This window comes from Aphanizomenon flos-aquae FACHB-1287 (assembly GCF_014698755.1).
GTDB classification, from domain to species: Bacteria; Cyanobacteriota; Cyanobacteriia; order Cyanobacteriales; family Nostocaceae; genus Dolichospermum; species Dolichospermum flosaquae.
This window is the reverse complement of sequence record NZ_JACJTO010000044.1, coordinates 1-14,158: the sequence shown is the minus strand read 5'-3', so window position 1 is coordinate 14,158 and position 14,158 is coordinate 1. Positions and strand designations below refer to the sequence as shown.

At 35.7% G+C, this 14,158-nt stretch carries 12 protein-coding genes and 1 pseudogene; 4 read left to right on the top strand and 9 right to left on the bottom strand.

Features of this window, described 5'->3' with window-relative positions:
* The first annotated feature begins 64 nt into the window (after positions 1 to 64).
* On the top strand, positions 65 to 1,135 hold the full coding sequence (gene rlmN, locus H6G44_RS17070; RefSeq protein WP_190387725.1) for a 23S rRNA (adenine(2503)-C(2))-methyltransferase RlmN: 1,071 nt from the start codon (positions 65 to 67) through the stop codon (positions 1,133 to 1,135).
* A gap of 28 nt (positions 1,136 to 1,163) precedes the next feature.
* Here the strand turns inward: rlmN and H6G44_RS17065 are convergent, their stop codons facing one another.
* The 6 genes from H6G44_RS17065 to H6G44_RS17040 form a co-directional block, all read right to left on the bottom strand.
* Complete coding sequence (locus H6G44_RS17065) at positions 1,164 to 1,343, bottom strand: replication restart DNA helicase PriA (protein WP_190387726.1); 180 nt, start codon at positions 1,341 to 1,343, stop codon at positions 1,164 to 1,166.
* A gap of 393 nt (positions 1,344 to 1,736) precedes the next feature.
* Positions 1,737 to 2,513 (bottom strand): sulfite exporter TauE/SafE family protein, encoded by a 777-nt coding sequence (locus H6G44_RS17060; RefSeq protein ID WP_190387727.1) that lies wholly within the window; start codon positions 2,511 to 2,513, stop codon positions 1,737 to 1,739.
* 85 nt (positions 2,514 to 2,598) lie between these two features.
* Entirely contained in the window at positions 2,599 to 3,132 is a 534-nt protein-coding gene (locus H6G44_RS17055; protein WP_190387728.1) for a hypothetical protein, read from the bottom strand.
* Positions 3,133 to 3,184: 52 nt separating this feature from the next.
* On the bottom strand, positions 3,185 to 4,798 hold the full coding sequence (locus H6G44_RS17050) for an iron uptake porin (RefSeq protein WP_190387729.1): 1,614 nt from the start codon (positions 4,796 to 4,798) through the stop codon (positions 3,185 to 3,187).
* Positions 4,799 to 5,333: 535 nt separating this feature from the next.
* The gene (hemN, locus tag H6G44_RS17045; protein WP_190387730.1) at positions 5,334 to 6,716 is read right to left on the bottom strand and encodes an oxygen-independent coproporphyrinogen III oxidase; all 1,383 of its coding nucleotides are present in this window, start codon (positions 6,714 to 6,716) and stop codon (positions 5,334 to 5,336) included.
* Positions 6,717 to 6,859: 143 nt separating this feature from the next.
* A complete protein-coding gene (locus H6G44_RS17040; RefSeq protein WP_190387731.1) occupies positions 6,860 to 7,534 on the bottom strand; it encodes a biliverdin-producing heme oxygenase in 675 nt (224 codons plus the stop codon).
* Between the two features lie 416 nt (positions 7,535 to 7,950).
* On the opposite strand from H6G44_RS17040, the gene acsF reads away from it, so the two are divergent.
* Positions 7,951 to 9,027, top strand: coding sequence for a magnesium-protoporphyrin IX monomethyl ester (oxidative) cyclase (gene acsF, locus H6G44_RS17035; RefSeq protein WP_190387732.1), 1,077 nt, complete (start codon positions 7,951 to 7,953; stop codon positions 9,025 to 9,027).
* Positions 9,028 to 9,077: 50 nt separating this feature from the next.
* Here acsF and H6G44_RS17030 read toward each other — a convergent pair whose 3' ends face one another.
* Complete coding sequence (locus H6G44_RS17030; RefSeq protein WP_190387733.1) at positions 9,078 to 10,028, bottom strand: metal ABC transporter solute-binding protein, Zn/Mn family; 951 nt, start codon at positions 10,026 to 10,028, stop codon at positions 9,078 to 9,080.
* 169 nt (positions 10,029 to 10,197) lie between these two features.
* Between H6G44_RS17030 and H6G44_RS17025 the strand changes: the two genes are divergently transcribed.
* The gene (locus tag H6G44_RS17025) at positions 10,198 to 10,941 is read left to right on the top strand and encodes a metal ABC transporter ATP-binding protein (RefSeq protein WP_390802826.1); all 744 of its coding nucleotides are present in this window, start codon (positions 10,198 to 10,200) and stop codon (positions 10,939 to 10,941) included.
* A 56-nt stretch (positions 10,942 to 10,997) separates the two neighbouring features.
* A complete protein-coding gene (locus H6G44_RS17020) occupies positions 10,998 to 11,843 on the top strand; it encodes a metal ABC transporter permease (protein WP_190387735.1) in 846 nt (281 codons plus the stop codon).
* 401 nt (positions 11,844 to 12,244) lie between these two features.
* On the opposite strand, the gene H6G44_RS17015 is transcribed toward H6G44_RS17020, so the two are convergent.
* Complete coding sequence (locus H6G44_RS17015; RefSeq protein WP_190387736.1) at positions 12,245 to 13,243, bottom strand: formylglycine-generating enzyme family protein; 999 nt, start codon at positions 13,241 to 13,243, stop codon at positions 12,245 to 12,247.
* A 242-nt stretch (positions 13,244 to 13,485) separates the two neighbouring features.
* Positions 13,486 to 14,158: pseudogene (locus H6G44_RS17010) on the bottom strand (hypothetical protein); the annotation flags it as partial.

Here is a 14,158-nt window from a genome sequence, read left to right as displayed (position 1 = left end):
CTTCTTGGCACTAAACAAAAATATTATGGTATAATGGGAAGTTAGCATCAATTTGTGATTTCCTATGTCTGCTACACCCTTCGTCTTTGAGCTAGATTCTCCCAACTCCACTAAATCTGAATTTCTCCCCCCTCTTCTTGGTGCTTCCGTGACAGAGTTAACTGCTTGGGTGCAGCAGCAGGGACAACCTGGTTATCGGGGTAAACAATTGCATGATTGGATCTATAATCACGGTGTACGATCTCTAGCTGATATTTCCGTATTTCCGAAAAATTGGCGGTTACAAGTTGCAGATATTCCCGTAGGCCGTTCTTCTCTACATTACCGCTCTGTTGCCCCGGACGGTACAGTTAAATATCTCCTCAAATTGGCTGACGGGGAAATTGTGGAAACAGTCGGTATTCCCAGCGATAAACGTTTAACTGTCTGTGTTTCTACTCAAATCGGCTGTCCCATGGCTTGTGATTTCTGTGCTACTGGTAAAGGTGGTTATAAGCGTAATCTGACCCGTGGGGAAATTGTTGACCAGGTGCTAACTGTCCAAGAGGATTTTCAAGAACGGGTCAGTAATGTGGTATTCATGGGTATGGGTGAACCCTTGTTAAATACGGAAAATGTGATTTTAGCAATTAAATCTCTTAATCAAGATGTGGGAATTGGTGCGCGATCGCTTACACTATCTACTGTAGGTATACGCGATCGCATTTTGCAAGTGGCCGAACACCAATTACAAATCACCCTGGCTGTCAGTCTCCACGCACCCAACCAAGCATTACGAGAACAACTGATTCCCAGCGCCAAACCCTACCCCATAGAAGACCTGTTAGCAGAATGTCGAGAATACGTAGAAATAACGGGACGCAGAGTTACTTTTGAATACATTCTTCTGGCGGGAGTTAATGATTTACCGGCACACGCTTTAGAACTATCAAAACGGCTGCGAGGATTTCAAAGTCATGTTAACTTAATCCCCTATAATCCCATAGAAGAAGTAGATTATAAAAGACCCACCCGTGACCGAATAGAGGCTTTTGTTAAGGTCCTTCAAGAACAAAATACTGCGGTTAGCGTCCGTTATTCTCGCGGGTTAGAAGCGGACGCTGCTTGTGGACAATTAAGAACGACAAAAAAGTAAGCTCCTCCCTGACAAACTCGCCAATTTCCTATCTTTTAGCATAAATACCTGGTGCGTAAGCCTCAATGACTTTACCTGTGCGAGTGCAAGTTATCATCAGATAGTCACAACTAGGGCATTGTGTCCTGGTAATTTGACTATCAGTAATATAGTGACGTTCAGCCGTACTACCACAATTTGGGCAATGAATCTTTTGTGATATTTGCATTTTAAAACCCCTGAAGTTAATAATTTTTTAGAAAAAGGAACAAAAATTATGTAATTATTGTGAATCTGAAACAGTTGATATCTTTAATTATCATCTTAAACTTGATAATTATTATCATCATGCCTAAGATATATAAATTTACTTTTAGATGTCAGTTTTTTGGTTTAGCTGTGATCCCTATTATGTAATCCTTGAGATAGCCTTGTTTTTTGGACAAATATCAGTTATTTGTTATTGGGGACTTAGCAGATAGGAAAAGGGCAAAACTGTAATCAAAGTCACAAAATTAATAATTTTATATTTAATTAATATTTGCACAGATAAGATTTCTATTTCACAAGTTATACAGTTATTATGGGGTTAATCATATTGTATTTAATGATACTAGTTGACTTAACCATGAATAAAAAAGTAGGTAGTCATACCAAAGGCCAGGACTATGACAAATTTCCGCACCAAACTGGGTTCTAGTCTGCGAGCAAAATGAGCGCATAAATAACCACCTAAAGAACCACCGAAGGACATAATAATAACTTGAGGCCAAGTAATCAAATTAGCGAACATAAAAGGAATAATGGCCACACCATTAATACAACTACCTAATAAGGTTTTAAAAGCATTAATAGAGTGAATATTTTTAATACCTAAAAAAGTCAAAGTTGCTAACATTAAGATGCCTATACCTGCCCCAAAAAACCCACCATATATAGAGATTGCGAATTGAGAAATGAGGAGAATAAATAAAGGTGGAGTTGCTGAAATATCATTTTTATTCTGAAGTTGCAGCCAGTTTTTTAGAGATTCGCTAAATGTAAATATTAATGTTGCTGATAGTAATAAATAGGGTAGCATCTTTTTAAAAAGATCCTGTGATGTATATAATAAAGCCACTGAACCAATAAAACCACCGACTAAACTTATACCAGCTAGTAATAATAATTGTCGTTTTTCAATGTTCAAATCTCGATGATATGCTCTTGCACTAGCTATAGAGGCTATCCACAGAGCGGTATTATTTGTAGCATTAGCATTAATTGGGGCTACACCAGTAAATATTAGGATAGGAAATGTAATAAAACTACCACCACCAGCTACAGCATTGAGACCACCGGCAATAAATGCGGCGCTGAAAAGAAGCAAACTATGAATCAAAGTTAAATTTTGGGACATTGTTTTTAATTAATAAATCTAATTATACTGTTGTATCGTTGATTTAACTAATATCAAACAAATTTTTATCAAAGATTTTCTCTAATTATCTATTGGGTATTGTTAAGCTGGGGTAAATTCTGGAAGGTAGTCCGGGAATTGTTGTCAAATCAGGAGAAACAATGTTTCCATAGTTGGGGTTATTAATTAATGTTTGAATAAGTTGAGAATTAAAACCTAATTGAGGTAAGCTAAACTGGTCTGCGACTGTTATTCCTAAGTTTGATAATTCACGTAATAAATTACCATTAGTAATTTGTGACTGCCCATTTATTAAACCAGATAAAGTACCAATTGTCGATTGACCATTTTGAAGAAAATTACTAACTCCTTTTAATTGTCCATTACCTTGAAAATTAGATATTCTACCGATATCAGTTTCTAAATTAAATGAGTTAACATTTAACCCAGTTAATCTATTAAAAATAGGTACAATAGGATTGTTATAGTCATAATTAAGATTTCCAGATAGATTACTACCTTGAATCATAATTTGTGCTTGAACAGGTAAAACAGCAGCTAAAATACAACTGCTAAATATTCCCATTCCTAAAATATTACTAATAAATTTAGTCCACATTTTTGCAATTCCTATTTATAAAGGTTTAGATTTAAACTGGTAAAATCTCTTGTTAGAAACTAAAAGTTGTGCGGAAAACACCAATGGTAATCATATCACTATTTGGGCTATGTCTTGGCTCAAATATGAAAATTACACCGGGGGTAATATCAATATTATCTGATATTCGATAACGATAGAAAGCTTCTACATGGGTAGTAGTTCCTGGTTGTCCTCCAGCACTACCAATAGAGTCTTTGAGAATCCCTGGAAGATTATTTCCTATTGGTAAATCACTCCTGACAATTTTGGGAGGTTGTCCAACATAAATTCCTCCTAAATTTCCTGTTTTTAATAAATCAGGAAAGTTAAGAAAAGCTATCCAATTATTAGTTTCCACACTACCAGATTGTCCAGGTATGCGAGAATTTGTAAAACCTCCCCAAGCACCAATTCTCAAATTTTGATGGATTTGAAAAGATGCTGTAGCTCCAAAAGCATCTGTTGTTAGGGGACTATTAGAGGTAAGTGTATAGGCCAATAAATCATCACCAACTCCAGTTCCTAAAAATCCTGTTGTTGAGTAAGAATTGATATAATTTAGTGCTAAATCAATGTTATTAGTAGGGGCAAAATTTAATTGCAATCCTGCGGTATTTCCTCCATTAAATAATCCAGCATTTTGGCTACTATCTGCGGGTTTACTGGCTGTATAAACTGCTTGTAAACTAATGTGTTTATTCATTTGCCAATCAAATCCTAGACCACCGGTACCGTTACCAATTGCTAAAATTGGGTTACGTTGAGCAAAGGCAGAAATTGGACCTTTACCTGCACTTTCTATGCGGTTTGCTCCCCGAAAAGTGTTGATAGGATTAACCCCTGCTGGACCGACTATTACTGCGACTTTATCTCCGACTAAAAACCGATAATTGAGGTCGGTTAAAACTAAGTTATTATTTGTATTACCTTCATAAACTAATCTGGTATCATTGGTTAATCGCGGGGCATTGAAACTAGCTGTATTCCCATTACCAACTTGTATTCCTGTTAGGAAAAAGCTGCGGTTTTTAAATTGGGTAAGTAGTGTTAGTTGAAGATTACTAATAACATTAATTTTTGTACCATTATCTCTTGTTTCTTTAATACTATCTTTTGGTGATAAATCTGCACTATTTTTACTTCGTCCTTGAATACCAATAATTGCTTGTCCAAATAGTTTGGTAGTTGTCGAAAATTGATTTACTTCTAATTCTGTGGTTTTTGCCTCTAAAGTATCTACTTTTCCCTGGAGTGTAGTTAATTCTGCTGCAAATTCTTCTCTAAGTTTTTGTAATTTGATTAAATCTTCTTTTGTTATGGTATTACTGATGCCAGTAGCAATCAATTCATTAATTCTGTCCAAACAAGTATTTAAACCAGCAGCAAATTCATAACGACTTAAAGCCCGATTTCCTCGAAAAGTTTCATTAGGATATCCAGCAATACAAGCATATCGTTCTACTAGAGATTGTAAAGCCTGAAATGCCCAATCTGTTGGTTCTATATCTTTGAATTGAGAAACTGATGTAACTTGTTCTATTTCTGATAAATCAACATTTTCAGCATTAGCTATACTATGACAAAATAAAGCATAAGTTAAATTAACTACAAATGCTATTAATATTCTTTTTACTAACCTTATCATTTTTGCTGGCACACCACATATTTAATAAGTGATGATAGATGAATATCTTTGTTTTTGGCAATGCTTATGCAACATCAAAAATAAAATAATCTGGGGTCAACTCAACGGAGAAAAATAATACGAATATCTTTTTCTTGCAATTCTGGTGCATACAATCGGCAAATTAAGCTAAATGTCTAGTTTTTACATTCTTGTGGTTTGTTGTGTCTTTAAATGTGCCATTACCACTGTTCGTAAATGTCTTGTCAATGACTCAAATCCCTGTTTAGAAAATTAGGGCTTTTGATACTTAATAGTCTAATTCAAGATAGTAAATAGTACGGTCAACCGATTTAATGACACGCTCTATCTACTTTATTTCCTATAAAATAGCTAAAGTTTCATAAGGAATAAGCAAGTTATTGTTTAGATATAACTATTGTGATTCTAGGAGTTAATAGTTGTATTTTTAATAATAATCTAGGACTACTTAGTAGGCAAGACAAAAGGTATGTAGTTTTTATTTTTATAAATCATCACTACATACCAATTTGTATTAAATAGAACGAGAGAATTTTGTTTCTCTAGTTCTTGTATGAGTATCAAATAGAACTGCAATATTTCTGATTAGCAATCTGCCAATATCAGTAATGTGGATTTTGTCTGCTAATACATTTACTAATCCATCAGCTTGTAGAGGTGCTAATTCTTGAAGTTCATCATCGAAATAGTTATCAAAGTTGATCTGATATTTTTGCTCAATATCTGATTTATTGAGTTGAAAGTGAGACATAATGGACATAATTACATCCCGTCTAATCACATCATCTTGAGTGAGTTGAATACCCTTACTAGTAGGAATCATACCTGAGGCAACTGCTTGATAATAATCCTTTAATTCTTTGTGATTTTGAGCATAGGCATCTTCTAACATACTAATAGATGTTGCTCCAAAACCAAACAATTCCGTTTCCGCATGGGTCGTATAACCTTGGAAATTACGTTTTAGTGTACCATGACGTTGAGCGATCGCTAATTCATTGTTATTTTTAGCAAAATGGTCCATACCAATAAACAGATACTCGTTATTAGTTAATTCCTCAATGGTCATTTTGAGAATATCTAATTTTTCTTCTGCTCCTGGTAATGCTGCTTGGGGAATCATTTTTTGTACGGGTTTAATCCAAGGTACATAAGCAAAATTAAATACGACAATTCTATCAGCATCTAATGCCATTGTTTTGTGTAAAGTTTCCCGAAAAGTTGCCAAAGTTTGATAAGGTAAACCATAAATTAAGTCTACATTGACACTATCAAATTTAGCCTCTTTAATCCAACTCATTACCTCAAAAAGTAATGATTCTGGTTGAATTCGATTCACTGCTTTTTGTACTTCTGGGTGAAAATCTTGAATACCAAAACTAATACGGTTAAAGCCAATATCCCTGAGAGATAAAATGTAATCTCTATTCACATAACGGGGATTAATCTCAATAGATACTTCTGCATCTGGGGCAATTTGAAAATTATTGGTAATATTTTTCCATAAAGATTCTACTTGATCAATTTCCAAATAATTGGGTGTACCTCCACCCCAATGAATTTGAAGTACCTTTCTATCTTTGTCAATTAAAGCTGAGGTATTTTTGATTTCCTGTTCCAAATGTTCAAGATACGGTATCGCTATATTCTTATTATTAGTAATTACCGTATTGCAACCGCAGAAATAACAAGCACTCTGGCAAAAAGGAATATGAAAATACAAAGATAGAGGGGTTTTTCGTTGATTAGAAGCGGTAATTGCTCTTTGGAAATCTTGAGCGGTGAAAGTTTCACTTAATTCTGTTGCTGGGGGGTAACTTGTGTATCTAGGAGCGCGAGTATCATACTTTTGAATTAGGTCAAAATCAAACTTAACACCAGGTAATAGAAAAACCATTACAGCCTCCAATAAAATGTGAGTATGTGCCTGAGTAGTTGTACTAATTTCTTAGCAATTAATTAAGATTCCCGACTTCTTTTAGTCTCTAATAAATTAAGATCAGAAGTCGGAAATCTGGGTTGTAGATTTAATGCAGAGAACTAAACTAAATCATTGTAAGTAGCTCTACCAAGAGCTTCAATTAAAATGCTTTCTAACTCTCGAAGTATCTGCATATTTAACTGGAAAGCATAGTTAGCTTCTGCAACAATTTTGTCAGCGGTTATATCGTCAATAGAGAGTTTATCTAATGCTTGACGATACTTTTCTTTAAAAAGCTGCTTATCTGGAATTTGCTGAAAATTGTAAAAGGAAGTTCCGTCATATCCAGAAAGTTTTAAGGCTGACTGAGCAATTTTTTGTAGCATTTGTCCACCGGAAAGATCACCCAAATAACGAGTATAGGAATGGGCTAATAATAGTGTAGGTTCATGGGCAGAAATTTGTTGAATACGGGCAATATAAACTTGAGCAGCAGGTGAAGGTGTGATGCGTTTGTGCCACTGACTCCCATAATAAAATAACATATCTTGTTCTAGAAAAGATTGGCGATTTAGTTCGGGAAAATAAACCAAACTAATCACAGGATGCTGTTTATGTTTCTCAATTGCTGCTTCTAGTTCACTGTAAACAAAATAGAAATTCCTTAACAATTGAATAAAACAATCTCTATCGACAACTCCTTTAATAAAACATTTCATGAAGCCGATATTTTCTGAATCTGTATGTGCTTGTTGTGTTCCTACACGCAGTTTCATTGCCAAATTATTACTCATTACTGCTTCCTTCTTGTTTAAGACTCTAGGTTTATTTCCCAAATTTTATCGGCTCGTTTATCAATTCACAGCCGATATAACTACAGAAAAATTGCTATTCTGTATGAATAGGGATTTGAGCATAATTTCTCTGGTAGAGAGATTGTATACAACGTCTCTACAACCGCTCTAGATTTCGGCTATTTTTACTGCTCCTGAAATTATTTAACTATTATTCTTTGTATAACTATAAGAGTATTTATATTTATTTATGGTTTTATCAATACATTTGCTTAATAAATAGGTATTTTGACTATAGAAAAATTCAATATCATTCAGTAATTTTGTAAGAATTAGTTTCAATAATTTAACTGATGACTAATAACAAATATTTATGCTTATATAATTTTAAGGTAGACAATGGTAAAGGGACTACTATGGTTAAATCGTTGGATAACCCCCCGGTTGAGTTATCGAAATCAGGTGTAAAAACACCAGTTCAAGAAACATTATTAACGCCCCGTTTTTATACCACTGATTTTGACACAGTGGCAAAAATGGATATTTCCGGGTATGAGACGGAATTAAGGGCTGTAATTGACGAACTCAAGGCTGATTATAACCGTCATCACTTTGTGCGAGATGATGAATTTAAGCAAGGATGGGATCACATTGTTGGTGAAAAAAGACTTGCTTTTATTGATTTTTTAGAACGTTCTTGTACTTCGGAATTTTCCGGTTTTTTACTGTTTAAAGAATTATCTCGTCGTCTCAAAGATAGTAACCCCTTACTATCAGAAGCATTTGCTTATTTAGCGCGAGACGAAGCCCGTCATGCGGGATTTCTGAATAAGTCCATGGCAGATTTTAACCTTTCCCTAGACTTGAGTTATCTCACTAAAAATCGTACCTATACATTTTTCCCAATTGAGTGGGTTATTTACACGGTTTACCTATCAGAAAAAATAGGTTATTGGCGTTATATTTTGGTATTTCGTCACATGGAAAAAAATCCCGAATACCAGTTTTATCCCCTGTTTCGCAAGTTTGAAAGCTGGTGTCAAGATGAGAATAGACACGGTGATTTTTTTAAGGCTTTATTACGTTCTCAACCCCAGTTATGGAATAATTGGAAATCTCGCTTATGGGCAAGGTTTTTCCTATTAACTGTGTTTGCTACCCACACCATGACAGTCTTTGAAAGAGGGAATTTCTATGAAATATTAGGTATTCATCCTCGTAAATACAATACTCAAGTAATTGAGGAAACTAACAAAACCGCAGCTAAGGCATTTCCGATTATTTTAAATACCAATCACCCCTATTTTTTCTGGTATTTAGAACAATGTGCATTGTATAATCAGAAGATAATTGATCTCAATAACATCAATGATTGGGGAATTGTCAAATTTTTCCAAAAAATTCCCTTAACTTTGATGATTTTTTGGTATATGTTCAAGATTTTTCTGATTAAACCCCTAGATACAGAAGCAACTCGTGAGCAAGTTTGTTAATTAATCAAAATTAGATCCCTGACTTCTTTAATAAATTGGGGATCTAATCCTTATTTTTTACTCTTTAATTGAAATGGCGTATATTTTCCCCCCAAGGCTTCAACAATAGCGCGGGTATTTGCTACCATCATCTTTATATAAGTATCACCATTACTACCTTTTGCTCCAATAGAATCAGAAAAAAGTGGAGTTGGTGCTAATTTTACTCCTGCTTCTTCTGCGACTGTTTTAATTAAAGCTGGGTTAATTGTCGTTTCGGCAAATATAGCAGAAACACCGATTTTTTTGATAGATTCAACTAATTTTTTCACGGTTTGGGCACTGGGTTGTTCCTCTGTACTAATGCCAATTAAAGTTCCCGAAATCTCTATTTTATAAGCATTTCCATAATATTGAAAAGCATCATGGGTGGTGATTAATTTACGTTTATCTGGGGGAATTGTTTGAATCTGTTGATTAATCCAAATATGTAATTGTTGCAATTCATCAGTTAATCTTTTAGCATTTTCAACAAACTTATTTTTATCCTCTGGTGACAACTCAATTAAACTATCTCGAATTGCTTTTACCATAGATATAACATTTGCTGCACTTCCCCATACATGAGGGTCTGGAACAATTTTCCCTTTACCTTTGTCTAACTTTAAATATTTAACAACTTCCCCAACGGGGATTTTTTTGACATTCCCCCCAGTCGCATTCATTAATTTAATAATTCCCGGTTCTAAATTGTAACCGTTATACAAAATCAAGTTAGCTTTTTCCAAAACTCGACTATCTGCGGGTACAGGTTCGTAAATGTGAGGGTCCGCACCTGGTTTGAGAATTCCCGTAATTTGTACTTCTTCTCCACCAATTTCCGCCGCTAAATTAGTAATAATGGTACTCGTTACTACAACTTGTGGCTTGGTATTTTCCCGGTGTTGAAGGTGAGAAGTACAACTAACTACAACCAAAGATGATACAATTCCTAGACAAAGGGATTTAAGTATTAGTTTCATTTATCTCAGTGATGACTTTTGTAAATAGTCTCATATTTATCTCATGTTTATGGTAGAATTAGAAAATAAGTATTTTAACTAAAGTTATGCAAAACTTCTCTTTTTACCGAAAATTTAGCCTATTTCCCCAAAAGTAGCTATATCTACAGGAATTATCACAACCATGGACATGAACTTATCAACAACAATTAACATTACTAGTCTAAGCGTAAATTACCGCGCCCAAAAAGCACTTCTAGATATTAACTGCATAATTAAGTCTGGAAGAATTACAGGAATTTTTGGACCCAATGGCGCGGGTAAAAGTACATTAATGAAAGCTATTTTGGGATTAGTTCCCAGGAATAGCGGTAAAGTTCTATACAAAAATCAGCCTTTAATCCAGCAACTAGAAAAAGTTGCATACATACCACAACGTAGCCAAATTGACTGGAATTACCCCGCTACCCTGTGGGATGTAGTGATGATGGGGCGTGTCAAAAAAACAGGATGGTTGCGTAGTTTTTCGGTAGTTAGCCGCCAAATTGCTAAACAAGCATTAGCAAGGGTGGGAATAGAAGAATTAAAAAATCGTCCTATTGGTGAACTTTCAGGAGGACAACAACAACGAGCATTTTTAGCCAGAGCTTTAACTCAAGAAGCGGAAATTTTCTGTTTTGATGAACCTTTTGTTGGTATAGATCAAAAAACCCAAACTATCATTTTTGAAGTCTTTCAAGAACTAGCAAAAGACAATAAAATCGTCTTAGTAGTTAATCATGATTTAGGTGAATCTATTACCCATTTTGATGATTTAATCTTACTCAATTGTGAATTAATTGCCACGGGTTCACGTCAACAAGTCTTAACAGAAGAAAATTTACATCATGCTTATAGCGGGAAAGTTATGTATTTTTCTGATCCAACATTATAATATTTTCTTCTCCTCTCAATATCCTGTACTTTATACCGTTGTGGCTTATTTTATCTATGGTTCAAATACTAATAGAACCGTTGCAATATGGCTTTATGCAACGTTCCCTAATCATCGCCATATTAGTAGGTTTATTATGTGCCATTGTCGGCAGTTATTTAATGGTACAACGGCTGGCATTGTTGGGTGATGCTATTAGTCATTCAGTATTACCAGGATTAGCGATCGCTTTCATGATTGGTGCTAATATCTTTGTAGGGGCGTTTATTGCTGGTATTTTGAGTACAATGGCCATAGCCTTAATTAAAACACGTTCTCCCATTAAAGAAGATGCCGCTATGGGCATAGTTTTTTCTGCCTTTTTTGCCCTGGGTGTCACCTTAATTACAGTCGTTCAAAAAGATAATAAAATTGATTTAAATCATTTTCTTTTTGGGAACATTTTGGGCGTAACTGTGAACGAAGTCAGAGACACAGCTATAATTGCAGCTATGGTTTTAATAGTGGTTTTCTTATTATATAAAGAACTATTATTTTACACATTTGATCCTTTAGGTGCCCAAGCCGCTGGTTTACCAGTTAATCGCTTAAACTTTGGTTTAATGTTATTAATTGCTTTAACGATTGTTGCTAGTATGAAAGCTGTAGGCGTAATTTTAGTATTATCGCTTTTAATTACTCCCGGCGCAACTGCTTATTTATTAGTCACCCGATTACATCAAATGATGATTTTAGGGGCGATAATTGGGATAATTTCTAGTATTAGCGGTATGTATCTCAGCTACTTTTATAATTTACCTTCTGGTCCGGCAATTGTATTAGTAGTATCCGGTTTATTTACCTTGGCTTTGTTGTTTAGTCCCCGACATGGGATTTTGATACCTAATTTACATAGGAAATAAAAGTGGCTCTTAGGTACTTGTCATGCTAAACTATTAAATAAAATGCTAAATTAATAAGCATCTGATTTGCAGGGGAAACGCATTTAATTTTTTATGAATAGAGAATAGGAGTAGTATTACAAGGGCAATATCAAGTTAATATGTGAATATAAAAAATTCATGGTAAATTCGTTTCGATAAGAATCAATAAAATGGGTTAAAGTGATATTCTCTCTTAAATTCAAAGAAACAAATCCTAGATATCACTTAGGCTGAACGTAAATGGCGTAACTTGAAACCTTTGTACAGTCCTGACTTGGGTAGGGAGTCTTATCTCCCCAGCAAAGACATCCCAAGCTATATCTAAGGACTATACAAGGTAAGTATCTAGAACATCCCTAAAGCACTAATCAAGACATGATCTAACCTTGTTCAGGTGCGACAGAAGGGCAAAAAATCGTCCGAAAACCAATATGATTAGTGGAGGTATCAGTATCCTCCGGATGTCGAGCCGCTGGACGGTAGCGAGCACAATAGTTAGGAGCGCAGAGAAAAGAACCTCCTTTTAGCACCTTGCGCGGTTTCTGCATAGAGGGCGACAACCTGCGGTCATAGCTATCTATTTCCTTTCCGCCTTTAGGATTTTTGGGAGTACAACAGGCTTTGGTCGGATTTTCTAGATGTTTCTCTCGATACCAATCCTGAGTCCACTCCCAAACATTACCAATCATATCGTAAAGTCCATAGCCATTAGCAGGATAGCTACCAACCGCTTCTGGACCTGGTGATTCAGATTTGAGATTTTCTGAGGGAAACCTTCCTTGCCAGATATTTGCCATTGGTTTACCATTAGGCATAAATTCATTTCCCCAAGCAAATTCCGCACCATCTAAACCGCCCCGTGCTGCCAATTCCCATTGGGCTTCAGTTGGTAGTTCCTTTCCTGCCCACACAGCATAAGCTAGAGCATCTGCATAAACAATATGCACTACAGGGTGATTTTCCCGATTTTCCAGGGAACTATTGGGACCTTCAGGATGCCGCCAGTCAGCACCAGGGACATAGTGCCACCAGCATGAAACCTGGGGATTAACAGGCTGATCTGGTTTGATAAATACTGCTGAACCAGGTACTAACATGGCCGGATCTGCATCAGGATAGTCTTCTGCCTTTGGAGGCTTTTCCGCAAAGGTAATATATCCCGTTTCTTTAACGAATTTTTGAAATTGTTGATTAGTAACTAGATAGCGATCCATCCAGAAACCACTAACGGTTACAGTGTGAACAGGACCTTCCTCTGGATATTTTGAGTTATTTGCTCCCATCTCGAAAGTCTTTTCAGGAATCCATATCATATCTTCATCGGGAGGTTTCCCAGCATGAGAGGGCGATTCTTTAGATATTTGTGAATTTGAAGTCATTTGAATATTATTTTACTACTTTGTTAATGTGTAATTCTTAACTATTTATAGGGGCAATTGATCAATTGCCCCTAGAGACGGCGTTTAAGGGTAACTCCTCAGAATTACAGCAGTTCCCGCTATTCTGAAGTACAGATACCAATGATTAAACTCTTGTGGTGCGGGCAAGATGCCCGCATAAGGTGTACCTCACTCAAGCTAAAAGTGCTGTAAAAGGTTAGTCACGCTACAACCTATCTATCCTATTGAATCCCCATAGCAATGCGTGCGCGCAATTCATTAGGAACAGAGCTTGTTGCGGAGTTGGTGGGAATTTCTATTTTTACCCAATTCACCTCTCCATTAAACTTGTTTCCATTGGAAAATCCATAGTCTGTCACAGGAGAACCCGATTCAAAACCAACATCACAGCATTCATCGGCAGAAAATATACCATATTCTGTTTGAAGAACGTTTGTATGGGTTAGCTCTTCAACTTTGAAATCTTTCTTCAGATTTGCTTCGTCTGTTTCAACGGAAAGGGTAACTAGTGCTCCATTCCCTAAACCAGAATCCTCGGCGAACCCATATAAAAAGTTGTGATCATCATCATACGAGTATGTACCAGCAACGTCATAATGAAACTTCATCTGGACATAAAGGGTATCGGCAAAGGTACCGGCGCTAGATGGGAAGTCACATTCAACTTCATATTTTTCCCACCCAAAAAAGTTGTAACAATATTTCAGCTTGTCATTCTTAGCATATAAAGTCCAACCACCGAATCTACCACCAACGGCAATAATAACGCCTTCTGCTGACTTACAGCAGTTTGAGATCAAAAGCGGTACAAAGATGGTAAACTTTAAAGATGGAAAAAAAAGAAAATAATTGAGATATATATGGCAGCAGCATATTCGACTGATATAAGACAAA

Bases quoted from the DNA above. Each gene is read 5' to 3' on its own strand.
- rlmN (WP_190387725.1), top strand. From the start codon at position 65: ATGTCTGCTACACCCTTCGTCTTTGAGCTAGATTCTCCCAACTCCACT.
- H6G44_RS17065 (WP_190387726.1), bottom strand. From the start codon at position 1,343: ATGCAAATATCACAAAAGATTCATTGCCCAAATTGTGGTAGTACGGCT.
- H6G44_RS17060 (WP_190387727.1), bottom strand. From the start codon at position 2,513: ATGTCCCAAAATTTAACTTTGATTCATAGTTTGCTTCTTTTCAGCGCC.
- H6G44_RS17055 (WP_190387728.1), bottom strand. From the start codon at position 3,132: ATGTGGACTAAATTTATTAGTAATATTTTAGGAATGGGAATATTTAGC.
- H6G44_RS17050 (WP_190387729.1), bottom strand. From the start codon at position 4,798: ATGATAAGGTTAGTAAAAAGAATATTAATAGCATTTGTAGTTAATTTA.
- hemN (WP_190387730.1), bottom strand. From the start codon at position 6,716: ATGGTTTTTCTATTACCTGGTGTTAAGTTTGATTTTGACCTAATTCAA.
- H6G44_RS17040 (WP_190387731.1), bottom strand. From the start codon at position 7,534: ATGAGTAATAATTTGGCAATGAAACTGCGTGTAGGAACACAACAAGCA.
- acsF (WP_190387732.1), top strand. From the start codon at position 7,951: ATGGTTAAATCGTTGGATAACCCCCCGGTTGAGTTATCGAAATCAGGT.
- H6G44_RS17030 (WP_190387733.1), bottom strand. From the start codon at position 10,028: ATGAAACTAATACTTAAATCCCTTTGTCTAGGAATTGTATCATCTTTG.
- H6G44_RS17025 (WP_390802826.1), top strand. From the start codon at position 10,198: ATGAACTTATCAACAACAATTAACATTACTAGTCTAAGCGTAAATTAC.
- H6G44_RS17020 (WP_190387735.1), top strand. From the start codon at position 10,998: ATGGTTCAAATACTAATAGAACCGTTGCAATATGGCTTTATGCAACGT.
- H6G44_RS17015 (WP_190387736.1), bottom strand. From the start codon at position 13,243: ATGACTTCAAATTCACAAATATCTAAAGAATCGCCCTCTCATGCTGGG.